Origin of the sequence: Bradyrhizobium lablabi (assembly GCF_900141755.1) — a bacterium.
Lineage (GTDB): Bacteria > Pseudomonadota > Alphaproteobacteria > Rhizobiales > Xanthobacteraceae > Bradyrhizobium > Bradyrhizobium lablabi_A.
This window is the reverse complement of record NZ_LT670844.1, coordinates 4,754,522-4,778,602: the sequence shown is the minus strand read 5'-3', so window position 1 is coordinate 4,778,602 and position 24,081 is coordinate 4,754,522. Positions and strand designations below refer to the sequence as shown.

At 62.6% G+C, this 24,081-nt stretch carries 23 protein-coding genes; 14 read left to right on the top strand and 9 right to left on the bottom strand.

Annotation, left to right across the window (positions count from 1 at the left end; genetic code table 11):
- Nucleotides 1-92 precede the first annotated feature (92 nt).
- The 5 genes from B5526_RS22190 to B5526_RS22175 all read right to left on the bottom strand — a co-directional run bounded on the left by B5526_RS22190 (nt 93) and on the right by B5526_RS22175 (nt 5,073).
- Nucleotides 93-995 (bottom strand): ABC transporter permease, encoded by a 903-nt coding sequence (locus B5526_RS22190; protein WP_079541610.1) that lies wholly within the window; start codon nt 993-995, stop codon nt 93-95.
- The gene (locus B5526_RS22185) at nt 992-2,002 is read right to left on the bottom strand and encodes an ABC transporter permease (protein WP_079541609.1); all 1,011 of its coding nucleotides are present in this window, start codon (nt 2,000-2,002) and stop codon (nt 992-994) included. Before B5526_RS22185 ends, B5526_RS22190 begins: the two co-directional genes overlap by 4 nt.
- 55 nt (nt 2,003-2,057) lie before the next feature.
- Nucleotides 2,058-3,671 carry an ABC transporter substrate-binding protein gene (locus B5526_RS22180; protein ID WP_079541608.1) on the bottom strand — a complete coding sequence of 538 codons (1,614 nt, stop codon included), beginning with the start codon at nt 3,669-3,671 and terminating at the stop codon, nt 2,058-2,060.
- Nucleotides 3,672-3,905: 234 nt separating this feature from the next.
- Nucleotides 3,906-4,292 (bottom strand): hypothetical protein, encoded by a 387-nt coding sequence (locus B5526_RS39075; protein ID WP_244562031.1) that lies wholly within the window; start codon nt 4,290-4,292, stop codon nt 3,906-3,908.
- Nucleotides 4,249-5,073: a caspase family protein gene (locus B5526_RS22175; protein ID WP_244562030.1), complete on the bottom strand. Its 825-nt coding sequence runs from the start codon at nt 5,071-5,073 to the stop codon at nt 4,249-4,251. Before B5526_RS22175 ends, B5526_RS39075 begins: the two co-directional genes overlap by 44 nt.
- Between B5526_RS22175 and B5526_RS39070 the strand changes: the two genes are divergently transcribed.
- Complete coding sequence (locus tag B5526_RS39070; protein ID WP_244562433.1) at nt 4,990-5,409, top strand: hypothetical protein; 420 nt, start codon at nt 4,990-4,992, stop codon at nt 5,407-5,409. The genes B5526_RS22175 and B5526_RS39070 overlap by 84 nt on opposite strands.
- Before the next feature lie 14 nt (nt 5,410-5,423).
- Here B5526_RS39070 and B5526_RS22165 read toward each other — a convergent pair whose 3' ends face one another.
- Nucleotides 5,424-6,374: an aminoglycoside phosphotransferase family protein gene (locus B5526_RS22165; protein WP_079545188.1), complete on the bottom strand. Its 951-nt coding sequence runs from the start codon at nt 6,372-6,374 to the stop codon at nt 5,424-5,426.
- 168 nt (nt 6,375-6,542) lie between these two features.
- Complete coding sequence (gene ugpB / locus B5526_RS22160) at nt 6,543-7,871, bottom strand: sn-glycerol-3-phosphate ABC transporter substrate-binding protein UgpB (protein WP_079541604.1); 1,329 nt, start codon at nt 7,869-7,871, stop codon at nt 6,543-6,545.
- A 216-nt stretch (nt 7,872-8,087) separates the two neighbouring features.
- Between ugpB and dctP the strand changes: the two genes are divergently transcribed.
- The 12 genes from dctP (at nt 8,088) to B5526_RS22105 (ending at nt 20,456) form a co-directional block, all read left to right on the top strand.
- Nucleotides 8,088-8,579 (top strand): TRAP transporter substrate-binding protein DctP, encoded by a 492-nt coding sequence (gene dctP / locus B5526_RS22155; RefSeq protein ID WP_079541602.1) that lies wholly within the window; start codon nt 8,088-8,090, stop codon nt 8,577-8,579.
- Nucleotides 8,580-8,631: 52 nt separating this feature from the next.
- The gene (locus B5526_RS22150) at nt 8,632-10,671 is read left to right on the top strand and encodes a sensor histidine kinase (protein WP_079545187.1); all 2,040 of its coding nucleotides are present in this window, start codon (nt 8,632-8,634) and stop codon (nt 10,669-10,671) included.
- Complete coding sequence (locus B5526_RS22145; protein WP_079541599.1) at nt 10,641-12,386, top strand: ATP-binding response regulator; 1,746 nt, start codon at nt 10,641-10,643, stop codon at nt 12,384-12,386. Before B5526_RS22150 ends, B5526_RS22145 begins: the two co-directional genes overlap by 31 nt.
- Entirely contained in the window at nt 12,383-13,126 is a 744-nt protein-coding gene (locus B5526_RS22140) for a response regulator (protein ID WP_079541597.1), read from the top strand. Before B5526_RS22145 ends, B5526_RS22140 begins: the two co-directional genes overlap by 4 nt.
- A gap of 350 nt (nt 13,127-13,476) precedes the next feature.
- A complete protein-coding gene (locus tag B5526_RS22135) occupies nt 13,477-14,088 on the top strand; it encodes a sigma-70 family RNA polymerase sigma factor (RefSeq protein WP_079541595.1) in 612 nt (203 codons plus the stop codon).
- 466 nt (nt 14,089-14,554) lie between these two features.
- Nucleotides 14,555-15,253 (top strand): cytochrome c biogenesis CcdA family protein, encoded by a 699-nt coding sequence (locus tag B5526_RS22130; protein ID WP_079541593.1) that lies wholly within the window; start codon nt 14,555-14,557, stop codon nt 15,251-15,253.
- A 28-nt stretch (nt 15,254-15,281) separates the two neighbouring features.
- The gene (locus B5526_RS22125) at nt 15,282-15,833 is read left to right on the top strand and encodes a thioredoxin family protein (RefSeq protein WP_079541591.1); all 552 of its coding nucleotides are present in this window, start codon (nt 15,282-15,284) and stop codon (nt 15,831-15,833) included.
- 210 nt (nt 15,834-16,043) lie between these two features.
- Nucleotides 16,044-17,450 (top strand): cytochrome ubiquinol oxidase subunit I, encoded by a 1,407-nt coding sequence (locus tag B5526_RS22120; RefSeq protein WP_079541589.1) that lies wholly within the window; start codon nt 16,044-16,046, stop codon nt 17,448-17,450.
- Nucleotides 17,450-18,463: a cytochrome d ubiquinol oxidase subunit II gene (gene cydB / locus B5526_RS22115; RefSeq protein WP_079541587.1), complete on the top strand. Its 1,014-nt coding sequence runs from the start codon at nt 17,450-17,452 to the stop codon at nt 18,461-18,463. The genes B5526_RS22120 and cydB overlap by 1 nt, the downstream gene beginning before the upstream one ends.
- A complete protein-coding gene (locus tag B5526_RS37815) occupies nt 18,463-18,591 on the top strand; it encodes a DUF2474 domain-containing protein (RefSeq protein WP_154071386.1) in 129 nt (42 codons plus the stop codon). Before cydB ends, B5526_RS37815 begins: the two co-directional genes overlap by 1 nt.
- Before the next feature lie 180 nt (nt 18,592-18,771).
- Nucleotides 18,772-19,362, top strand: a complete 591-nt coding sequence (locus B5526_RS22110; RefSeq protein ID WP_079545186.1) for a L,D-transpeptidase — start codon at nt 18,772-18,774, stop codon at nt 19,360-19,362.
- A gap of 56 nt (nt 19,363-19,418) precedes the next feature.
- Nucleotides 19,419-20,456, top strand: a complete 1,038-nt coding sequence (locus tag B5526_RS22105) for an amino acid ABC transporter substrate-binding protein (RefSeq protein ID WP_079541585.1) — start codon at nt 19,419-19,421, stop codon at nt 20,454-20,456.
- A gap of 354 nt (nt 20,457-20,810) precedes the next feature.
- Here the strand turns inward: B5526_RS22105 and B5526_RS22100 are convergent, their stop codons facing one another.
- On the bottom strand, nt 20,811-21,950 hold the full coding sequence (locus tag B5526_RS22100; RefSeq protein WP_079541583.1) for an acyl-CoA dehydrogenase family protein: 1,140 nt from the start codon (nt 21,948-21,950) through the stop codon (nt 20,811-20,813).
- Nucleotides 21,951-22,114: 164 nt separating this feature from the next.
- Nucleotides 22,115-23,299, bottom strand: a complete 1,185-nt coding sequence (locus tag B5526_RS22095) for an acyl-CoA dehydrogenase family protein (RefSeq protein ID WP_079545185.1) — start codon at nt 23,297-23,299, stop codon at nt 22,115-22,117.
- Nucleotides 23,300-23,453: 154 nt separating this feature from the next.
- Here B5526_RS22095 and B5526_RS22090 point away from each other — a divergent pair, with 154 nt between their 5' ends.
- A complete protein-coding gene (locus tag B5526_RS22090; RefSeq protein WP_079545184.1) occupies nt 23,454-23,999 on the top strand; it encodes a carboxymuconolactone decarboxylase family protein in 546 nt (181 codons plus the stop codon).
- Nucleotides 24,000-24,081 lie beyond the last annotated feature (82 nt).

Genomic DNA, 24,081 nt, shown 5'->3' with positions numbered 1-24,081 from the left:
GTTCTTTCTAAGGACGGCCGCCAAGGGCGGCCTATGCCTCTCCCCGCGAGCGGGGAGAGGCGAAAGAGCTCGCGGTCAGACCTCTTCATGCCTCAGGTCCTTCGCTGCGGGTCGACCAGGTCGCGCAGGCCGTCACCCAGGAGGTTGAAGCAGAACACCGCGATCATCAGCGCGCCGCCGGGGAAGAAGGCCACCCACCATTCGCCGGAAATAATGTTGGTCGCGCCTTCGGCGACCATGATGCCCCACTCAGGGGTCGGCGGCTTGACGCCGAGGCCGATGAACGACAGGCCGGCCGCGTTCAGGATGGCGTAGCCCATGGTGAGCGAGATCTGCACCATCATGATCGGCATGATGTTCGGCAGGATATGCACCAGCAGAATGCGGAAATCGCCGTTGCCGGACAGCCGCGCGGCCTGCACGAAGCCGGCGTTGCGCCGGACATTGGCTTCGGCGCGCGCGACCCGGACATAGAGCGGAAAATTGATGATCGCGGTGGCGATCACGATGTTGGTCACCGTATTGCCCAGCGCGGCGACGATGCCCATCGCCAGCACGAACAGCGGAAACGCCATGATGGTGTCGGAGATGCGCCCGACGATGCGGTCGGTCCAGCCGCCGAAGAAGCCGGCGGCGATTCCGGCGAGGCCGCCCATGAACAGAACCAACGCCACCGAGGCGACCGCGATAACGAAATCAAGGCGGGTCGCGACCACCACGCGGCTGAAAATATCGCGGCCTAAAAGATCAGTGCCGAACCAGTGGTGCAGCGACGGCGACTGCAGGGTTGCGGAGGTGTCGCTGGCGAGCGGATCGTAGGGCACGATGTAGGGGCCGACCAAAGCGCAAAGCGCGATGACGACGAACAGCCCAAAGGACAATCCGGTCACCGGATTGTCCGCCACCACATAGACGGCGTGGCGGAAAATGGAGTTGGCCGGAGGCTTGGGTTGAACCTCGGCGATCGGGGTCGCGGTAAGGCTTGCTTCGGTCATGCTTCGAGCCTCACGCGCGGATCGATCACGCCATAGAGCATGTCGATCAAAAGGTTGAGCGCCACATAGAGCACCGCCATGGTCAGCACGAAGCCCTGCACCGGTGCGAAGTCCGACTGCAGCAAGGCCTCGACCGCATACGAGCCGATGCCGGGCCAGGCGAACACTTTCTCGACCAGCACATTGGCGCCGAGCAGGAACGAGAACACCATGCCGAGCGTCGTCACCACCGGCAGCATCGCGTTGCGGAAGGCGTAAGTGAGGATGACGGCGCGGTCATTGAGACCGCTGGCACGCGCGGTGCGGATGAACTCGGACGACAATACCGCCAGCATCGAGGCGCGGGTCATGCGCGTGATCGGCGCCAGCGAGAACACCGCCAAGGTCGCGGCTGGAAGGATTAACTGGCTGAGCGAGGCGCGGAAGGTCTCGAAATTTCCGGTAACCAGGCTGTCGATCAGATAGAAGCCGGTGATATCGGGCGGCGCGGTGGCGAAGGCGTCGAGCCGGCCGATCGGCGCCGGCGACCAGCCGAGCCTGAAATAGAAGACATAAACCAGCAGCAAGCCCGTGAAGAACACCGGCAGCGACACGCCAGCAGTGGCGATAATTCGACAGAGATGATCGATCCAGGAGCCCTGCTTCACCGCCGCGAAAATACCGAGCGGCACCGCGATGGCGATCGCCAGGAACAGGCCCAGCAGCGTCAGCTCGGCGGATGCGGGCAGCCGGCTGGTGATTTCGGTCGCGACCGGGCGGCCGGTCGACAGCGAATTGCCGAAATTGCCGTGGGCGAGATCGTTGACGTAGCGGGCGAACTGATCGGGCAGCGGCCGGTCGAGCCCGAGCGTCTTGCGGATTTCGGCAATCGATTGCGGGGTGGCGGCTGGCCCTGCGAAATAGACCGCCGGGTCGCCCGGCAATACCCGGGTGAGCAAGAAGGTGACGATCACGACACCGATCAAAGTCGGGATCACGGTCACCAGACGCTTCAAGATCGCCAACATGGTCTTCTAGCCCCAAAATTTCCGAGCCGCGTTGAGAAGCCGTTGCGGGCCCCCCTCAGGCCTTGACGATCGTGCGGTAGTCGAGCTGGCGGTGGAACCAATAAACGTAGCCGGAGATATTCTTCTGCGTGGCGACGTTGAGAAAAGGCTGGAACAGCGGAATACGCGGCACCTCGTTGTAGGCCTTCGAGATGAAACCCTCGACGTTTTTCGAGTATTTTTCCATGTCGCCGACCGCGGCGGCGCCGCGCGCGGCGTCGATCAGCGTGTCCATGTCCGGGTTGACGTAGCTTGGCGTGTTGAAGATCGCGTTCTGGCCGGAATAGCACCAGAAGAAGAAATATTCGGGATAGTCGAGCCAGCCGGAGAAGAAGTTGACCATCAACGGCATCGACTTCTTGGCCATCTCGCTGCGCCAATTGGCTCCCGGCACCTTGTTGATCGCAGTCTTGATGCCGATCTGGCCGAGGCTTTCCTGAACCAGCACGGCAATCGGTTCGCAGATATCGCCGGCGCCGAGATCGAACGAGACGGTGGTGTCGATGTCGGATACGCCGCTCTCGGCCATCAGCGCCTTGGCCTTGGCCATGTCGTTGATGTAGCCGCTCTTGGCGGGCCAGGCGATATCGGTAACATTGTTCGAGGGGCCGCCGAACAAGGGATTGGCGAGACCGAACATCGCCGCGTCCATGATCTTCTGGTAGGGCAGCGCATAGGCCACCGCCTGACGAACTTTTTCGTTGTTGAACGGCGGGTTCTTCACGTTCAACTCGACGGAATACATGCCGTTGCCGATCGGGTTGGAGATGATGACGAGCTTGCCCTCCTTCTTCATCTCCGAAGTGTCTTTGCTCGAAAGGTCGAAGGAGATGTCGGCATCGCCACGCTCCATCAAGGCGCGGCGATTGCCCTGCGAGGGGATCGTGCGCCAGATCACCTTCCTGAGCTGGGGCAGCTTGCCGCCCACCCAGTCGTCATGGCGTTCGTAGACCGTTTCGACACCGGGCTTCCAGCTCGTCACCTTGTAGGCGCCGCTGCCGGCGGTGTTGCTCTTGGTGTAGTCGAGCGCCCAGGGATCCTTGTCGGTAGCCTTGCTCTTCAGCAGCGTGGAATTGTAGATGCCCGGCACGATCACCGCGAGATCGGGAATGGTCAGGCGGTCTTTCTTGGCGAAGTCGATACGGACGGTGCTGTCGTCAACGACGACGAACTGCTCCTTGTTTTCCAGCGAGCCGGCTTTCATCTGCACCGTGGGGAAACCGCCTACCGATACCGAACGATCGAGCGACCATTTGACATCGTTGGCGGTGACTGGCGTGCCGTCGTGGAATTTGGCCTTCTTCAGTTTGAAGGTGACCGACATGTCGCCGATCTTCATGTCCTCGGCGAGTTCGGGTTTGAACTTGTCGCGATCGTAGGACAGCGTGCCGTCCGGCAGCGTCTTGGTTTCATGACTGATCAGACGGTCGTAGCAATTCCACGACGCCTCGTAGCCGGGACGGTTGGTGCCGACGCCGTGGATGTCGAGATTGTTGGGGCCGCTTTCGGTCACCACCAACAGCGTCTCGGAGCGGGCGTCGGCCTTGGCGGCAGACCAGATCGCCGGCGCCGGCACCATCGCGCCGGCCGCGACCCCCGTGACGGATTTCAGGAAATCGCGACGCTTCATGTGAGGCTCCAACGCACGGGGAAACGGCTTTGGGAGCGACGTCGCAAGGTTTGTGCCAAATCTTAACGCAATCCTAATGGCGCTTTAAGCGCATGATTAGGCTTGCGAATGTCGGGTCTCGCTGGGAACCGCCGCGCGGTTAGCTTGCATACAAAAGAAATGACTTTGCCTATTTTGGATGCAGGCATTGTGGCCGCCTTTCCGGTGGGCGGCGCCGACCATGCGTTGCGACCGCTATTGGCAAAAATCCTCGTTGTTGACGCGCAGGCAACGCGGCGCGGCGACGACCTTCTGCCGGCCGCAGCCTTCATTGCCATCGATCTTCTTCAGCGCCCGCAGCGCGGCCATGGTCGGGCGGTACCACAGGTAATGCTCGTCTGACAGCAGCGAGGCGCGCCGCAATCCCTGAATGGTCGCGGCCTCGAAGGTGCCGCTGTTGTTTCCCGCCATGCAGTCGAGGCGAACCAGCTGCTCCTGAATCCTGAGCACGAGTTCGCGGCCCTCATAGGTCGGTCCGACACTGTCCAGCACCACCGCCTCGCGCAACCGGATCGCGGCGGCGCGGGCTTCCTCCGCTTCAGTAGTATTGGGGACAAAGCGATGCCACGAGATCATAGGCATCGGGGGTTTGCGCCTGCTTCGCGCGCGCCAGAACCAGCGCCGCGGCCGAAGAGGAGGTGTCCTTCTCGTTCGGCTTCTCGTTGAGCTTTTCGTTCGCCTTGGCGTCTCCGAGCTTGGCGACCATCGGTTTCGCCGCCATCGCTTCCGGGCTGTCCGGAAAGCGCTCGATCAGCAATCCGAACAACGCGGCGTTGCCGGTTTCTTTCGCCGCCGCGAAGAGCTGCGCGGCGGGAGTTGGCACAGGCTCCGGCGGGACAAAATAAAAGTCGCGTTCGAGCGAGGTCGATTCCCAGGGAATCTGCGCTTCGCCTGTCCCGAGCCGAACCTGCCGGCGGACGCTCTTGAAGACGTCTTCCAGTTTCTCGCCGGGCATCACCATCGCATCCGCCAGCGCCCTGGTATAGGGACTGTGGCCATCCTCGCCGTCGAATGCCGACTTGCCCGATCCGGTCGAGGAGGCGATGAACTCGCCATAGACCGCCCCCATCGGGACCAGGCCAAGAACGCCCTGCGCGGGGCTTTCGGGAAACGGATTATCGCGGCACGCGTCGAGGATCAGGATGTTGAGCTGGTTGCCGGCCGCCGACAACCGATCGCCGATGCGCTTGACGCTCAGCGCCTTGCCCGCGACGTCGGATCGCCGTTTCAGGTCGGCGTTGACGGGCACCAGATAGTTGACGGAATCGCTTTCGAGCCCATGCCCGGCATAATACAAAACCGCCACCGTGTCCGGCCCGCGCTCCCTTATTTTTCGCGCGAAATCATCGACATCATCGGTCATGCCCTTGAGATCGCGGTCGGCCGCTTCTGTGACGTCAAATCCAGCAACAGCGGCAAGGCGCTCTACGGCTGCATCGCCAATGTGCTGGACCGGTTGAGCAACGAAATATCAGACGTCAAGGTGCCGGCGGCGCAGAGCGCGCTGCGCACCGCCGCCTCGAAATTGCGCGCCGCGGCCAACACGGCTCAGGCGCTCTCGGCGATCGCGCAATGCCGGGCGGCGATATCAAGCGCGATAAGCCTGGCGAGGACGATCGGCCGCGGCGGCAGCTCGGGCCTCGATGCCATCGCCGGGGTACTCAGTCACGCGGCCAGCCTGATCCAGTCGAAGGGATGAGCCGGGCGGCCCGCTCAAAGCGGCCAGAGCAATTCCTGCAGTTCGAACAAATCGCTGGCCTTCTGCTGCCAACCTTCGATGCAGATGTGCCGGATCGGATCGCTGGCGCGATGCAACAGCATAAGCGCCATCAACCGTCGCTTCATCGCCTGATCGATATCGGCCCGGGAATATCCGAATCCCTGCAGCAGGCTCAAAACGCGGCGCGGCATTCCTGCCGTCATGAAGGCGCTCGGGCCAAGCAGATCGTATTCGCCCCATCCTGTCATCACGTCGCCGAAATCGATCAGTCCCGACAACCGCCAGCCTGCGCCTTCGCGGGCCAGCAGGAAATTCTCAGGAATGTATTCGCCGGTCAGGATCACCGGCGGCGGGTCAAACGGAATCAGCGTCTTCGCGTCTGACAAAAGCTGGTCGAGCCCGTCGAGAAATTTTTTCGGCAAGCCGAGACGTTCATGCCGGGCGCGGCATCCCTCGATCTGCTTGAACAGGAATTGGTCCCAGCGCGGCTCGATGCCGGACAGCATGCCTACCGGCACGCGCTGTACGTCGGCGATGGTCTCGCCGATCTGGCCGAGCACGCGTTCTTTCTGATCCTCGGTGAGCATCGGCCACGCCTCGCTGGCGACAATGCCGTGCATCCGCGTGATGACGAGATACGGCCATTGGTCGCGCTCGCCCTCACACACGATTTCCGGAATAGCGACGCCGAGGCGGCCGCGAAGCTGCGACAGCGAGATCTGCTCGGATACGAATTGATGGCGCAGCAGCGGCGGGAAAATCTTCAGCACCAGGTCGTCATCGAGGGCGACGACGAGATTGGTGCCGGTCGGGAACAATTTAGCATCCGCACGCGGCAGGCCATGGCTGCGTGCGATGTCGAGTGCCGCCGGCAAACATTGCGCGGCGTCGCTGCGCCACGCGCGAAACGCCTCAATGGTCTTCAGATCGGGGAGTGAATGCATGATCGACAACTTTTGGGGTTCTGTCATACCCCGCGAAGGCGGGGTATCCAGTACGCTGCGGCCTTTGACGTTACACCGAGACTCCGCGGAATACTGGATCGTCCGCCGGAGCTTGTCATCGGGCGGCGCTGCGCGCCGACCCGTTGGCGGACGATGACGGTTACTGGTTCACCGATCCGGATTGGCGCGCTCGAACTGACGCAACAGCCGGTTGCCCCGTTCGACCGCGGAGTCCAGCGCTGCCTGCGCGGTTTTCTTGCCGGCAAAGGCCTGCTCCAACTCGTCGTCGATCACATCGCGAACCAAAACGAACGACCCGAGCCGGATCCCCTTCGAATTCTCGGTCGGCGGTTTCAAGGTGATCTGCTCGATCGAGATCGCGGCGCCGGGATTGCGATCGTAAAACCCTTGCGCACGGGTCAGATCGAAGGCCGCGCGGGTCACCGGCAGATAACCTGTGTTCTGGTGCCAGGCCGCCTGAACCTCCGGCTTCGACAAATAGCCGAAGAATTTTGCCACCCCCTGGTATTCGGCGGCCGGCCGGCCGCGCAGCACCCATAATGTTGCGCCACCGATGATGGTGTTTTGCGGCGCGCCCACGACATCGCCCCAGTACGGCAACATGCCGTAGCCGACCTCGAATTTCGAATTGGCCTTGATGTCGGCGCGCGTCGCCGACGAGCCGATAAAGATGCCGCATTCGCCGTTTTGAAACCGCGGCTCCGCGGTGGTGGCGCGGCCGCCATAGTCGAACATTTTCGTGGTTTGCCACTCCGCCAGTTGCGCAATGTGGCGCACCAACAGCGGGTTGTTGAAATTAAGCGCCGCATCGAGGCCCTCAAAACCATTGGCCCTGCTCGCGATCGGCAGATTGTGGAAGGCGGAAAAATTCTCGACATTGATCCAGGACGGCCAGGACGTGGTGAAGCCGCAAGCCGCGCCCGATGCGCGCAGCCGCTTGGCCACGGCGCCTACCTCGGCCCAGGTCTTCGGCGCGATTTCCGGATCGAGGCCGGCGGCGCGGAACAGATCCTTGTTGTAATAAAGGATCGGCGTCGAGGCGTTGAACGGGAATGACAGCATGTTGCCGGCGGCGTCGGAATAGTAGCCGGTGACGGCCGGAAGATAGGCGGAAGGCGAAAACAGCTCGTGTTCGTCCCGCATCAGTTCGAATACCGGGTAGATCGCGCCCCGCGCCGCCATCATGGTCGCGGTCGCGATTTCGTTGACCTGAACGATGGCGGGTTGGCTGCGCGAGCGAAACGCAAAGATCGCCGCGGTGACGGTTTCGGTATAATTGCCCTTGTAGCTCGGCACGATCTTGTAATCGGATTGCGATGCGTTGAAATCGGCGGCGAGTTTTTCCAGTTGCCGGCCGAGCTCGCCCGACATCGCATGCCACCACATGATGTCGGTGGCCGCCTTTGCCGGAGACGCCACGCCAACCATTGCGATGACTGCTGCGAGTTGCAAAAATCGCAAAACCGATTTCACCATAAAATCATTCTGCTCTTTGAATGCGCTGAAACACGATTTGGGGGCGCGTGCGCTCTGATAAGACCCTGCGGACGCGGTTGCAATCCACCGAGATGCGGCCGCGGCGCACCATTGACGATAATTGCGGTGCTGTCAGGATGGCCCGCCCACGCCGGCTCTCGCCAAAAGAACATTGAACCTTTTTCGCCCTCCACCGACATCATCATAAGGGGATAGTTGCCTGTGTACAGCCGCGCCGACCTTTCGCGGACCGTAGCCCTCGTTGTGGCGCTGTTTTCGACAGCGGTCCCGACGGGCGCGGTCGCGCGCGAATTTCGTGCCGCCGACACCCAGAGCGAGGATTATCCGACCGTCCAGGCGCCGTATTACATGGGCAGCCTGATCGCGGAGCAGAGCGGCGGCCGCCTCCAGATCCGGGTGTTTCATTCGCACCAGCTCGGTGAGGAAAAAGAAACTATCGAGCAGACCCGCGCCGGCGCCATCGATCTCAATCGCACCAATGTGGCGCTGATCGGGAGCTTCGTGCTGGCCATGAATGTGCTGGCGATGCCGTTCCTGTTCAGGGAGCGGGCGAACACCGCCGGCGTCACCGTCGTGAGCGACTTCGACCGCAAGCCGTTCGAGGACGCGATGGCCGGAATCTACGCCAAGGCCCAAGCAGATCCCGCGGCCTCCGCATTGATCGAACAAATTCGCAAGGTGGAGTAAACTGGTCTTGGCAACAGCCCGGCAGGACGAAGCTGCGGAACGGCGCCCGGGCCTGGCTGCGCGCGGTCGCGCAGCCATTGTCGGGCTGGTCCGCGCGGTACCGATTCGCTGGCGCATCCTCTCGATTGCGGCGCTGAACTCGGCGGTCGTTGTCGTGCTGGTCGCCATGATCTGGAACGGCGCCAAGGTGCTCGGCTCGGCCTGGGACGACGTCCGCCAGGTGCGGGAGTCCGACAAGATCCTGGCGCTGCTGGAGAGCGAGACCGGCCGGCTGCAGAACCTGATCCATCGCTACATCAATCAGCCGAGCCCCGATTTGTTCGCCGAGATCCTGCTGCTCCGCGAAGCCGTGCTCGGCACCCTCACCAACCGTGCCTCGACCGATCCGATGCTGTCGGGATCGGTGGCCGAACTCGAGCACGTCACCGAGCGCTTCCTCAACGGTTTTGGCGAATTGCGCGGCGTCCAGGCGACGATTTCGAAAACCTACGAGGATGAAGTGCTGGGTCCCGCCAAGGATATGGCCGGGCTTTATTCGATCATCGAGGGTGCGACCGGCCATCGCGATGCGCTGATCTGGCCGTCGCTTGGAAAATCCCGCGAGGCGTTCACCGCGATGCTGGTCGCGGCCAACGCCTATTATCTTTCGCTCGCGACCGCATCCGCCGAGGAAGCCCGCCGCAACACCGAAACCATCGAGAAAACCATCCCCGTGATGTCCGACCTCTCCGACAACGATTTGCAGCGGATGGCGCTGCAGCGGTTGCAGGCGCGTACCGTGGCGCTGCGCGAGGGGTTAGCCAAATTGTTCGAGCAGCTCGCGAACCGCACCGAATTGTTGCGCAACACCATCGACGCCAGCCAGGCCGAGGCGATCGGCGCAATCGACGATTTGTCGGTCAAGATGCGCCGGCGCGAACAGAAGGCGCAGGAGACCTTCGACCAGACGCTCGCCGATATTTCGCGCCAGGTATTGTCGATCGCGGTGATCTTTCTCGGCATCATCATCACCGCGGGCGTCCTGATCGCGCTCTCTATCCGTTTGCCTCTGCAGCAGATCATGGCGGCGATGCACGCCATCACGTCGGGCGATTATGACCGCCGCGTGCAGGGCACCGACGCCAGCGACGAGGTCGGCGCGATGGCGCGCGCGGTCGAGGTGTTCCGCGAAAACGCCGTCGCCAAGCGCAAGACCGAGGACGAGCTGCGCTCGTCCAAGGAGAAAGCCGAGGGCGCGCTGCTCGAGCTCAACACAGCCCAGCAAAACCTGATCGACGCCGAACGCCTGGCGGCGCTGGGCGGCCTGGTCGCCGGCGTCGCCCATGAAGTCAACAACCCGATCGGCATCAGCCTGACGGTCGCGACCAGCTTCTCGCGCCGTGCGGAAATGTTCGAGGCCGAGCTTCGGTCCGACACGCCGCTGCGCCGCTCGCAACTGGAAGAATTCGTCCGCACCTCGCGCGACGCCGCGGGCCAATTGGTGGGAAACCTGCATCGCGCCGGCGAACTGATCCAGTCGTTCAAGCAGGTCGCGGTCGACCGCTCGCATGCCGAGCGCCGGCAGTTCAGTCTAAGCGAGGCGACCGACCAGATCATCGCCAGCCTGCGGCCGGTGCTCAAGAGGGCGCCGATCACGCTGTCGGTCGACGTGCCGGAGGGCCTCGTGATCGACGGCTACCCGGGCTCCTATGGCCAGATCCTGACCAACCTATTCCTCAACGCCGCCAATCACGGCTTTGCCGACGGCCGCGCCGGCGCCATCTCGATCTCGGCGCGGCCCCGCGGCCATGACGATGTCGAGATCATTTTTGCCGACAACGGGGCCGGAATGACGCCCGACGTGCAGCGGCAGGCATTCGACCCGTTCTTTACCACGCGCCGCAACGAGGGCGGCACCGGTTTGGGGCTGCATATTGTCTATAATCTCGTCACTCAGCAGCTCGGCGGCCGGATGATGCTGGATTCAAGGCTGGGACAAGGCACCACATTTCGCATTATCATGCCGAGGACCGCCAAGGGCGGCCCGGCAACGACAGACCAGGCAAGCGACGGAACCCCTCAATGGCCGAACAGGACGATGTCCTCCACCTGATCGACGATTCCGGAACCGCTCCGGAGACTTCCACCGCGCGCAAATGGAAGATCGCGGTGATCGACGACGATCAGGCCGTGCACGAAGGCACGCGGTTTGCGCTCAGCGATTACAGCCTGCATGGCGCCACGCTGGAGATCCTGTCGGCCTATTCGGCGGCCGAGGGCCGCACGTTGATGCGCGCCCATCCCGACATCGCCGCGGTGCTGCTCGACGTCATCATGGAAACCGACGCCGCCGGCCTCGACCTCGTCGAATACATCCGTAACGAAATCCGGAATGAGACCGTCCGCATCATCCTGCGCACCGGGCAGCCCGGCCAGGCGCCGGAGCGGCGGGTGATCGTCCAATACGACATCAACGACTACAAGGCGAAAACCGAGCTTACCGCCGACAAGCTGTTCACCTCGCTGACCGCGGCGCTGCGCAGCTATCAGCAGCTCGAGCGCATGGTGCAGACGCGGCGCGGCCTGGAGATCATCATCGATGCCGCCTCGACGCTGTACGATTTCAAATCGATGCAGCGGCTCGCCGAAGGCGTGCTGACGCAACTGGCGTCGCTGCTCAATGTCGATTGCGCCGGCATCCTGGTGCTGCGCGATGACGGCGGCAAGTCGGACTCGGATTTCTCGGTGCTGGCCGGCTCCGGCTGCTACAGCCGCTTCATCGGCACCACCAGCTCCAAATCGCTCGATCCGGACCTGCGCCAGATGGTCGAAGCGGCATTCCAGCGCCGCAAGAATGAATTCTTCGATCACCGCAGCGTGCTCTATCTGCGCACCGGCAGCGGCCGCGAAGTCGTGGTGCTGCTGCAGGCCGAGCGCCAGCTGTCGGAGACGGACCGGGCGCTGGTCGAGATTTTCGGCAGCCGGCTCTCGATCGCCTTTGACAACGTCATTCTCTATCAGCAGCTGCATGAAGCCAATACCCAGCTCGAGGACCGCGTCGCCCAGCGCACCCGCGCGCTGATGCAGGCCAACCGCAGACTGTCGTCGCAATGGCTGCGGCTGCAGCGCGCCAACGGTTTTAAAAATGAAATTCTCGGCACCGTCGCCCATGACCTGAAGAATCCATTAGGGGTGATCCTCGGCCGCACCGAAATGCTGACGGAGTTGATCAGCGCCGGCTCCTCCAAGGAGAACGTCACCTCCCAGGTCGAACATATCCGCGACGCCACCAAGCGGCTGACCTCGATGGTCGATCATCTGATTTCGGACGCGATGGCGGACGCCTTCGACATCACTATCCGGCGCGAGCCGGTGGATATTGCAGGCCTGGTCGGCGAAGTCGTCGACGCCAATCAGCCGCTGGCCAAAAACAAGCAGCAGACCATCACGGTGTCGGCGCCGCCGAATTTCGTCACCATGTGCGATACCGACCGGATGCGGGAGGCGATCGACAATCTCGTCAGCAACGCCATCAAATACAGCGCGATCGGCGGCATGATCGCGGTGGCAGTCAGCCACGAGGGGACCAACACCGTGATCCGCATCGCTGACCAGGGCGCCGGCCTGTCGCCCGAGGATCTCGGGCGATTGTTCGGCCGCTTCCAAAGGCTTTCCGCAAAACCCACCGCCGGTGAAAGTTCGACCGGGCTCGGCCTATCCATCGTCAAGCGCATTATCGACATGCATGGCGGCGAGGTGACGGCCGCGAGCCCCGGCCCTGGACAGGGCTCGACCTTCACCGTCACATTGCCCGCGACAGAGTCATGACCCAAAGTCAGCACATCATCATTGTCGATGACGAGGCGCCGGCCCGCGAAATGGTCGGCGATTACCTCAAGATGCACGGCTTTACCGTGACGCTGTGCGACGGCGGCAAGAGCCTGCGCGGCGCCATCGAGTCCGGCGCGCCCGATCTCGTGGTGCTCGATCTGAACATGCCGGAGGAGGACGGGCTTTCGATCATCCGTGATCTCAAAAGCCGCATCAATGTTCCCGTCATCATGCTGACGGCGACCGCAAGCCCGATCGACCGCGTCGTCGGCCTCGAACTCGGCGCCGACGACTACATAGCAAAGCCCTGCGAGCTGCGGGAGTTGATGGCGCGGATCCGCTCGGTGCTGCGGCGAAGCGCCCCGGTCAAGGCGCTAGGCCCAGCGCCGGAGAGTGCCGAGGCAAAAGCGGCAAAAGATCAATTGGTGCGGTTCGGCACCAAATGGCTCGATCTCGAGGCGCAGGCACTGCGCGACGATGAGGGCAACGAACATCCGCTGACCGCTTCAGAATTCGGGCTGCTAAAAGTGTTCGCGGCCAATCCGAAGCGGGTGCTGTCGCGCGAGCGGCTGTTGGAATTGGCCAACGCGCGCGACGCCGAAGCGTTCGACCGCGCCGTCGATCTGCGCATCATGCGGATCCGGCGCAAGATCGAGCCCGACCCGACCAAGCCCGCGGTGATCCGCACCATCCGCGGCGGCGGATACCTGTTTTCGCCGACGGGGGACAAGGCCTAGCCTCTTTCCTCCAGCGTCGTCCCCGCGGAAAGCGGGGACCCATAACCACAAGTGCAGGTTGTTAAGACGCGCCGTGGCCCTAGCTTTTTTGCAATACAGGCATTTGTGGTTATGGGGCCCGGCTCGCGCTTCGCTTGGCCGGGACGACGACTTTTGGAATCCCTTCCAATTTTACGCTCATTGAAATTACTGACATTTCCATCCCGAATGTTTCGTCGCAGGCGCCGCGACGAAACAATTCTCCGGCGCATGAAACCATTTTACCCCTTTGGTGCAGACGTCCCGAAACGTTGGCTGATTAACAATTTGCCTAACGAAGCGCCGCCCAAGCGGCTCACCGGGAGCCTGTCATGCAGAACGTGATCGCGATCAACGCCGCAGCCCGCCAAGGCATTCTCGCAGCGCAAGCGACCTCTGACGAAATGCTGCTGGAAAGCATTGCCGATGGCGGCCGGACAGCGATGCATATCCTTTACTCCCGTCACAATACGCGGGTTTACCGTTTTGTCCTTCGCATCGTGCGCGATACCACGATGGCGGAAGACCTCGTCAGCCAGGTGTTTCTCGACGTGTGGCGCACCGCCGCGCAGTTCGAAGGCCGTTCGCAGGTATCCACCTGGCTGCTGTCGATCGCGCGCTTCAAGGCGCTGACCGCGCTGCGCCAGCGCCGCCACGAGGACATCGACCAGGAGGACGTGCTCGAGATTGCTGATGAGGCCGACACTCCCGAAGCCTCGCTCGACCGCAGCACCACCAGCGCGATCCTGCGCGCCTGCGTCGCGAAATTGTCCCCGGCGCACCGCGAGATCATCAACCTCGTCTACTACCATGAGAAGTCGGTCGAAGAGGCCGGCGCGATCATCGGCATTCCCCAGAGCACCGTGAAGACGCGGATGTTTTATGCCCGTAAGCAGCTTGCCGAGCTGCTCAAGGGCGCCGGCATCGACAGCCTGGCGGCGTAGGATGAAGCCACGTAAATTCAACATGTTACGTTGGCATCACGGGCAAAAGCCGGTTTCATCTTTTGCAGGAAAAGTTACCGGGGACGAAACAATTGAAACAATTCGCGACATCAGGCGGAAAAACTCCTTCGCTATAACATCAGCATCAAGTTTCTAGCCGACCAGTCTTCCAACCTCCAAAGAACCTCCAACGACCCGGACGGGATGCCCCCCTCCGGGTCGCTCTGTTTTTATCTCCGACCTCATCCTGAGGAGCGCGCCCTTGCGCGCGTCTCGAAGGATGGGCAACGCCGGGACTCGCGGCCATCCTTCGAGACACCGCGCGACGCGCGGCTCCTCAGGATGAGGTCGGAACCTCACGAACACGTGACGCTGGCGGAGTAACGTCCAGCCCTGATCTCCCGAAGGACGATGAGACCACGCCGCCGCCAGGCCGGGCGCGGCGATCGTTCGGTGGGTTCTTGACATGCTCAATCTCCTTCTTGCCCTGCTTGCCGGCGTCGTCACCATCGCGGCGCCCTGCACGCTGCCGGTGCTGCCGATCCTGCTGGGCGCGTCCGTCGGCCAGACCGGCAAGATCCGGCCGGCGATGATCGCGCTCGGGTTTGTCATTTCGTTTTCCGCCACGGCGCTACTGCTGAGCGCGATCACCCGCGTGTTCGATTTCGATCCCAACAGCCTGCGCACCGGCGCGACCATCCTGCTGCTGTTGTTTGGACTGTTGATGATCTGGCCGGCGCCGTTCGAATGGCTGTCGATCCGTCTCAACGGGTTGACGAGCCACGCGGCCGGCGGGGCCGCCTCGCGCCAAGGCAATATCGGCGGCTTCGTGCTCGGCACCACGCTCGGCCTGGTGTGGACGCCCTGCGCCGGTCCGGTGCTCGGCTCGATCCTCACCATCGTTGCGACGTCGAAAGATACCGCATGGGCGAGCACGCAGCTCGTGGTCTACGCCATCGGCGCCGCGATCCCGATGCTCGCGATCGCCTATGGCGGCCAGGCGGTCACCACCCGTATCAGCAGCATCGCGAAAATCTCGCCAAGGCTGCAGCAGGGTTTCGGCGCCGTCGTGATCGCCTTCGCGGTCGCGTCATACTTTCAATACGACACCCTGATCGTGGCGTGGCTGACATCGTTTTACCCGCAGGGGCAGATCGGCCTCTGATCAACTGACAAAACCCAAGGAGACGCTCATGACGCTACGATCGCTCGCCGCTTCCGCTTCGCTCGCCGCCCTTTGCCTGATCGGCACAGCCAGTCCCGGCATCAGCGGCGAGGCCGCGCCGTTCAAGGTCGCGGCGGTTCAGGGCAGCGCGCCCAACTTCGCCGGCATCAGCAATTGGTTCAATTCGGCAGCCCTCAACATCGCGGATTTGCGCGGCAAGGTGGTGCTGGTGGATTTCTGGACCTATGGCTGCGTCAATTGCGTCAACACGCTGCCGCATGTCACCGAGCTCTATGCGAAATATAAAGATCGCGGCCTGGTCGTGGTCGGCATTCATACGCCGGAGTTTCCGTTCGAACGATCCGCATCCAATGTGCAGGCGGCGCTGAAGCGGCACGGCATCACCTATCCGGTGGCGCAGGACAATGATTCGCAGACCTGGGACGCCTATCACAACCAATATTGGCCGGCGCAATATATCGTCGATCAGAGCGGAAAGATCGTCTATCAGCACGACGGCGAAGGCCGCTACGAAGAGATGGACAAAACCATCGCGCGCCTGCTCAACCCCGCGAGCTGAGCGGTTTCCTTCTGACAAAATCATGACGTTCGTCAACGCGGGCCCGCGTTGACTAGAACTTTGTTCCAGCCGATCGCGCGCCGCTCCCTTCCGGGGGGATGGGATGACGCGGTCGGCGGATTTTTTTATGCCGCATTGTTTTATGCCGCACCAATTCCATCGCTGCAATGAGCGTGATAAACCGCAGGCCTACAATGACGGATGGTGCCTATGTTTCAGGGCGTGGATGCGGTGGTATTGGCCCGGGCGCAGTTCGCATTCACGATGTCGTTCCACATCGTGTTTCCGGCGTTCACGATCGGGCTTGCCAGCTACCTCGCGGTGCTCGAGGCGCTCTGGCTGTGGAGCGGGCGCGAAGTTTTCATCAACCTGTTCAATTATTGGCTGAAAATCTTCGCGGTCGTGTTCGGCATGGGCGTGGTATCGGGCATCGTGATGTCCTACCAGTTCGGCACCAACTGGGCGGCGTTTTCCGACAAGGCGGGTCCGGTGATCGGACCCTTGATGGCCTATGAGGTGCTGACCGCATTCTTCCTCGAGGCGGGCTTCCTCGGCGTCATGCTGTTCGGCCTCAAGCGGGTCGGCCCCAGATTGCATTTCCTTGCAACCCTGATGGTCGCGATCGGCACGCTGATCTCGGCGTTCTGGATCCTCTCCGCCAATTCCTGGATGCAGACGCCGGCCGGCTACGCCGTCAATGCCGACGGGCAGTTCGTCGCCGCCGATTGGCTCAAGGTGATCTTCAATCCGTCGTTCCCGTACCGGCTGGTGCACATGGTGCTGGCGGCGTATCTCACCACCGCGCTCGTGGTCGGGGCCGTCGGCGCGTTTCATCTGCTGCGCGACCAGCATCTCGCCGGCCCGCGGGTGATGTTTTCGATGGCGATGTGGATGGCGACGTTAGTGGCGCCGATTCAGATTCTGGCCGGCGATCAGCACGGCCTCAACACGCTCGAGCACCAGCCGGTGAAAATCATGGCGATGGAGGGCCATTTCCAGAGCCACAAGGACGGCGCGCCGCTGTATCTGTTCGGCCTGCCCGATCAGGCCGAAGGCCAGGTCAAATACGCCATCGAGATTCCAAAACTGGGTTCGCTCATTCTAAAGCATTCCCTGGATGCGCCGATGGCCGGCCTCGACACCGTGCCGCGCGAAAACTGGCCGCCGGTGCCGATCACCTTCTGGTCATTCCGCGTTATGGTCGGATTGGGATTTTTGATAATGGGGCTCGGCCTGTTCAGCCTGTGGGCGCGCTGGCGCGGCGCGCTCTACCAATTCCGGCTGTTGCACATGTTCGCGATGGCAATGGGCCCGGCGGGTTTTGTCGCAGTGCTGGCGGGCTGGATCACGACCGAGACCGGACGGCAGCCGTTCACGGTGTATGGGCTGTTGCGAACGGCTGAATCCGCCTCACCGCTGGCGGCTCCCGCGGTCGGCTCGTCATTGATCGCCTTCGTCATCGTCTATTTCGCGGTGTTCGCCACCGGCGTCATCTACCTTCTCCGCCTGATGGCGTCGCCGCCGCACCCGGGCGAACAGGGACCAAGCCATGATGCGCCGGCCCGCGCCGCCGGCATCACGCCCGCCGCCGGCGTCGTTGCGGAAGGATCCGCGTGATGATCGGGATCATCGACCTCACCATCGTCTGGGCGTTTATCATCGCGTTCGCGGTCTTCGTCTATGTGGTGATGGATGGATTCGATCTCGGCCTCGGCCTCCTGTTTCCGCTGTTTCCCGCCAGAGCCGATCGCGACGTGATCATGAACAGCGTGGCGCCGGTCTGGGACGGCAACGAGACCTGGCTGGTGCTCGGCGGCGGCGGCCTGATGGCGGCGTTTCCGCTGGCCTATGCGGTGCTGATGCCGGCGCTCTACACGCCTGTCATCGCCATGCTGATCGGCCTGATCTTCCGCGGCGTCGCCTTCGAATTCCGCTGGCGCACCACGCAGCGCGAGCGCAACCGCTGGGACATCGCATTCGCCGGCGGATCGCTGCTCGCAACCCTGGCGCAGGGCATTGCGCTCGGCGCCATCCTGCAGGGCGTGAACGTCGAGGCACGGCATTATGCCGGCGGCTGGTGGGACTGGCTGACGCCGTTCAGCATCTTGACCGGCCTCTCATTGGCCGTCGGCTATTCGCTACTGGGGGCGACCTGGCTGGTGCTGAAGACCGAAGGCGCGCTTCGCGACCGGGCTTATCATCTGAGCTGGTTTCTGTTGTTCGCGATGCTGGGCGCGATCGGCGCGGTCAGCATCGCTACGCCGTTCCTGCACATTCAATATACCCAGCGCTGGTTCTCCTGGCCCAACATGATCCTGACAGCGCCGGTACCGATCGCGGTCGCGGCCGCAACCGTGCTGTTGCTGCGCGCGCTCGCCAACAAATGGGACCATCAGCCGTTCTTTCTGACGCTCGCGCTGTTCGCGCTATCCTATGCCGGGCTCGGCATCAGCATGTATCCCTATATCGTGCCGCAGAGCATCACGATCTGGCAGGCGGCGTCTCCCGAAAACAGCCAGCGCTTCATGCTGGTCGGCGTGGCGATCTTGATTCCGCTGATCCTCGGTTACACCGCGTGGGCCTATTGGGTGTTCCGCGGCAAGGTGAGGCCCGAGAGCGGGTATCATTGATGCGTAACGAGCAAAAACCGCCACCGCTTGCCCAGCGCCTGCTGTGGTTCGTGGCGCTCTGGCTCGGCGGGGTCGGCACGGTCGCTATCGTCTCCTACGGCTTGCGGCTCTGGCTCGCACCCAAGTGAGGCTTTCGGGCCACATTCCCCGGCCATCGCCGACTGCCGAAAACCGAAAACATTCCAGCTAGTTATCCGCCTTGCTTGCCTTCGCGCCAGCGCTGAGATTTGATGCTGTTCCTGATTTGGCAAACGGTGATACACCCCCCGGCAGCGTTATTCGACCGCGCCAACGAGGAGAGCCCTGGAATGACAAGATTTCGGCACCTGATCTGCACGGCGATTGCCGCTGTCGGCTTGATGCTCTCGGCCTCGCACGGCTTTGCGCAGCAGCCCGACGTCGACCAGCCCGGACTTCTGCCCGATGATTCGGTCGAGCTCGATCCGGAATTCCGCAAGCAGGTCGTGTACTACCGCAGCACCGAGGCGCCGGGCACCATCATCATCTCGACCGCCGAGCGCCACCTTTATCTGGTCCAGCCCGGCGGCCGCGCGATCCGCTACGGCATCGGCGTCGGCCGCGACGGCTTCCAGTGGCAGGGATTGTTGAACATCACCCGCAAGGCGGAGTGGCCGGATTGGACGCCGCCGCCGGAGATGATCGAGCGCCAGCCCTATCTGCCGCGCTTCATGGCCGGCGGGCCGGGTAATCCGCTCGGGGCGCGGGCGATGTATCTCGGGACCACCGTCTACCGCATCCACGGCACCAACCGGCCGGATACGATCGGCACCAAGGTCTCCTCCGGCTGCTTCCGGCTTGTCAATGCCGACGTCGCCGACCTCTACGATCGTGTTCCCGTCGGCACCAAGGTCATCGTGCGGCAGAAGCCCGAATTGTAACCGCGGCCGTTCCCTCGAAATCCGTTCCTTTTCCCATTTTTGGCGAGAGATAAATCATGCGCACATTTCGAGGCGGCCTCCTGATCGGGCTGGCGGTCGCAGTTCTGGTTGCGGCTCTCGCCATCACCTATGAACGATACGACACGCGCACCCTGAAACGGACGATCCGGCGCGGCGAAGTGCTGTGCGGCGTCAACAAGGGCCTGCCGGGTTTCTCGATCCCCGACGACAAGGGCGACTGGACCGGCTTCGACGTCGACTTCTGCCGCGCGGTCGCCGCCGCCATCTTCGACGATCCGAAGAAGGCAAAATTCGTACCGCTCGACGCCAGCGAACGCTTCAAGGAATTGCAGAACCGGAAAGTCGACATTCTGTCGCGCAACTCGACCTGGAGCATGTCGCGCGAGACCTCCTATGATCTGTATTTCCCGGCGGTCGCCTTTTACGACGGCGGGGGATTCATGGTGCCGCGGGCGCGCAACATCGAGTCGGCGCTGGAGCTCAACGGCAGCAAGGTCTGCGTGCAGTCGGAGACCACGACGCAACTCAACCTCGCCGATTATTTCCGCGCCAACAACATGAAATACCAGGAGATCAAGTTCGGCAAACTGGAGGATGTCATCAAGGCCTATGATTCCGGCCAGTGCGACGTGTTGACGGCGGACGTTTCCCAGCTCTACGCGCTGCGGCTCGATCTGACCAAGCCCGGCGATCATACGATCCTGCCGGACGTCATCTCGAAGGAACCGCTCGCACCCGTGGTGCGGGAGCGTGACGACGACTGGATGCTGATCGTGAAGTGGACGTTGTACGCCATGATCAACGCCGAAGAACTCGGCGTTAACTCGAAAAACATTGACGAGGCGCTGAAGTCGAAGAAGCCCGACGTGATGCGGCTGGTCGGCACCGAGGGCAATTACGGCGAGGAGCTTGGGCTGACCAAAGACTGGGCCGTGCGCATCATCCGCCATGTCGGCAATTACGGCGAAGTCTACGAGCGCAATGTCGGAAGCGAATCAAAACTCAAGATTCCGCGCGGGCTCAACCAGCTCTGGAGCGCCGGCGGAATTCAGTACGCCCCGCCGATCAGGTGACGGCCTCCACGCCGCAGCACGACCAACGCACCGCATAGAAGGCCGTCATCACCCGCGAAGGCGGGTGATCCAGTACGCCGCGGCTTATCGATCTATTATTGGCGTCTCTGGAATACTGGGTCGCCCGGTCAAGTCGGGCGATGACGACTGTTTATGATGCGCCGCCGATACGGTGATGGGCCCACGGCGGAGCGCGACCAACGCGCCACACAACAACTCGTCATCACCCGCGAAGGCGGGTGATCCAGTACGCTGCGGCCTTTCCGCTTAATCACGAACGCCGCGGGTTACTGGTTCGCCCGGTCAAGCCGGGCGATGACGACTGTTTATGATGCGCCGCCGCTGCACGTAACCTCAATAACTCTTCATCCGCGCCAGTTGATCCGCATGGAAATTGCTGTCGCCGAAAAATTCCTGGCAGACCCGCGCGCGTTTCATGAAGAAGCCGATATCGAACTGGTCGGTCATGCCCATGCCGCCATGCATCTGCACGCCTTCCTGGACCGCCAGTGTCGCGGTCGTGCCGGCGCGGGCTTTTGCGACGGCCACCGCTGCCGTGGCATTTTCGAAATCCGCGTCCAGCGTCTGCAGCGCCTTCAGCACCGCGGCGCGGGTGATCTCGATATCGATGTAGAGCTGCGCGGCGCGGTGCTGCAGCGCCTGGAATTCACCGATCGCCTTGCCGAACTGCCTGCGCTCCTTGAGGTAATTGACGGTGCGGCCGAACACTTCTTCGCTCAAGCCCACCATTTCGGAGGCGACCGCGCCGCGGCCGATATTGAGCACGCCCTCCAGGAGCGCCCCGCCCTGATCGACCTCGCCGAGCACGCCGTCGGCGTTGACCTCGACATTACTGAATTTGATGCGCGCCGCGTTGTGGGAATCGACCATCGCGGTACGTTCGGTCTCAATGCCCTTTGTCTTGGGATCGACCAGGAACAGCGTCAACCCGTTGCGCTCGCCGGCTTTTCCCGCGCTGCGCGCCGCGACGATCAAGAGATCGGCGACATGCCCATCGACCACAAAGGCCTTGTCGCCGGAAAGCCTAAAACCGTTGCCGGAACGTACCGCCAGCATCTTTGTCATGAGCGGGCGATGCTTTGCGCCCTCGTCGATGGCGAGCGCGGCGAGCAGAGAGCCATCCACGATCTTCGGCAGATGCTGCGATTTCTGCGCGGCGCTGCCGCCGCGCGACAAGACCGACGCCGCGAGCACGGCGGTTGAGAGAAACGGCGACGGCATCAGGGTGCGGCCGATCTCCTCCATCACCACGCCGGCTTCGACACAACCGAGCCCGCTGCCGCCGAAATCTTCCGGCACCAGCAGGCCGGAAAATCCCATCTCCGCGAAGGTTTTCCAGAGCTCGCGCGAGAAGCCAGTGGCGTCCTTGCTGTCGCGCAACTGGCGCAGATGCGACACCGGCGCCTTGTCGCTGATCAGCCCGCGTGCGCTGTCGCGCAGCATTGATTGTTCTTCGGTGAGGACGAGGGCCATGGGTGGGTTCCGGTGTTCGGTTAATGTAAAAGCGTTCAGCGTTAGTGGGTATCGGTGCTTTCCCTCGTGGTGAGGAGGCGCTCTTGCGCCGTCTCGAACCATGAGGCCCGCGGCCCATCCTTCGAGACGCGGCCAAGAGGCCGCTCCTCAGGATGAGGATCTTTTTAAGCCCCCGGCAAATCGAGAATCCGCTTCGCCACGATGCCGAGCATCACCTCGGACGTACCGCCCTCGATCGAGTTGGCCTTGGTGCGCAGCCAGGCGCGCGGGCGGGCGCCCTGTTTCGAGCGCGGGCTTTCCCATTCCAGCGCGTCGATGCCGCCCGCCGACATCAGGATCTCGTAGCGGCGCTTGTTCAGTTCGGTGCCGTAATATTTCATCGCCGAGGAGAATGCCGGATGCGATTGGCCCACCTTCGCCAGATCGACCGCGCGTTCGGCGGCACACGCCAGCGCCGCCTCGTCGATCTCAAAGCTCGCGATCTGGCCGCGCAGCATCGGATCTTCCAACCGGCCGGCTTCGTCGGTGCCGACCGAGTCGGCTGCGACCTGACCGAGCGGCCGGCCGACGCCGCGCTCGCCCATGCCCGAGATCATCGCGCGCTCGTGCTGCAGCAGATATTTTGCCACATCCCAGCCGCGGTTGATGGTGCCGACCACATTGGCCTTCGGCACCCGCACATTGTCGAAAAAGGTTTCGCAGAACGGCGAGCGGCCGGAGATCAACAGGATCGGCTTGGTCGAGACGCCTTTTGACGCCATGTCGAACAGGATGAAGCTGATGCCGTCATGCTTCTTCGCCGTGGGATCGGTGCGCACCAGGCAGAAAATCCAGTCCGCGTAATTCGCATAGGACGTCCAGATCTTCTGCCCGTTGATGACAAATTCGTCGCCGTCGCTCTCTGCGCGGGTCTGCAGCGAGGCGAGGTCGGAACCGGCGTTCGGTTCGGAATAACCCTGGCACCAGCGGATCAGGCCGGCGGCGATTTTGGGCAGATGTTCCTTCTTCTGCGCGTCCGTGCCGTATTTAAGGAGTGCCGGGCCAAGCATGGAAATGCCGAACGAGACCAGCGGCTGACGCGCGCCGAGTGCCGCCATCTCCTGGCGGACGATTTTTGTCTGTTCGGGATCGAGGCCGCCGCCACCATATTCCTTCGGCCAATGCGGCACGGTCCAGCCCTTGTCGCGCATCCGCTCGAACCAGACGCGCTGCGGCTCGGAGGAGAATTTGGTGTTGCGGCCGCCCCAGAACGTATCCTCGTCCGACGTCATCGGCCGGCGCATTTCCGGCGGACAATTGGCTTCCAGCCAGGCGCGGGTTTCGCCGCGAAACTTTTCCATATCCGACATGTGCGTTTCCTTCAGGTGTTGGATCGACCTTAGCCATCGCATGGCGGAATTCAATATGTCTCTGGCGCTGCCCTATGCGGAAGGGATGTGGCCACGCCCCCCGATCGGGTGTATTCGCCTAAGCACAACGATTGAAAAACAAGAGGAAATGGACATGCGGCTGAAGTTGCTTTCGCCTGGCGAAATGACCGACGACCAGAAACAAACCTACGACGAATCGATTGCCGGCAAGCGCGGCGCGCCGCCGCCGCCGATGATGGCCTGGCTTAACAGCCCGGAAATGGCGCGGCATGCCACCCGGCTGGGCGGCTTCCTGCGCTTCGATACGCTATTTCCGGCAAAATTGTCGGAGATCGCGATCCTCGTCACCGCACGGCACTTTACCTCGCATTACGAATGGTTCGCCCATAAGCGGCTGGCGCTCAAGGGCGGCATGGACCCAAAGATCATCGACGATATTCGCGATCGCCGCACGCCGCATTTCGATGACCCCAAGGGCCAGGTGATCTACGACGTCGCCAAATCGCTGCATGAGGGCCATGGGCTCTCCAAGGCGCTGTACGACGAGGCGGTAAAGATGCTGACCGTCCGCGGGCTGGTCGAGATCATCGGCCTGTGCGGCTATTACACCATGGTGTCGATGACGCTGAACACGTTCGAATTCGAGCTGCCGGCGGGGGAAATTTCCGAGCTGGCGTAGCGGATCACGGTGGCAGTTCTCCCTCGCCCCGCTCTTGCGGGGAGAGGGTCGGGGTGAGGGGCTCTCTCCCGGAAACGTAACG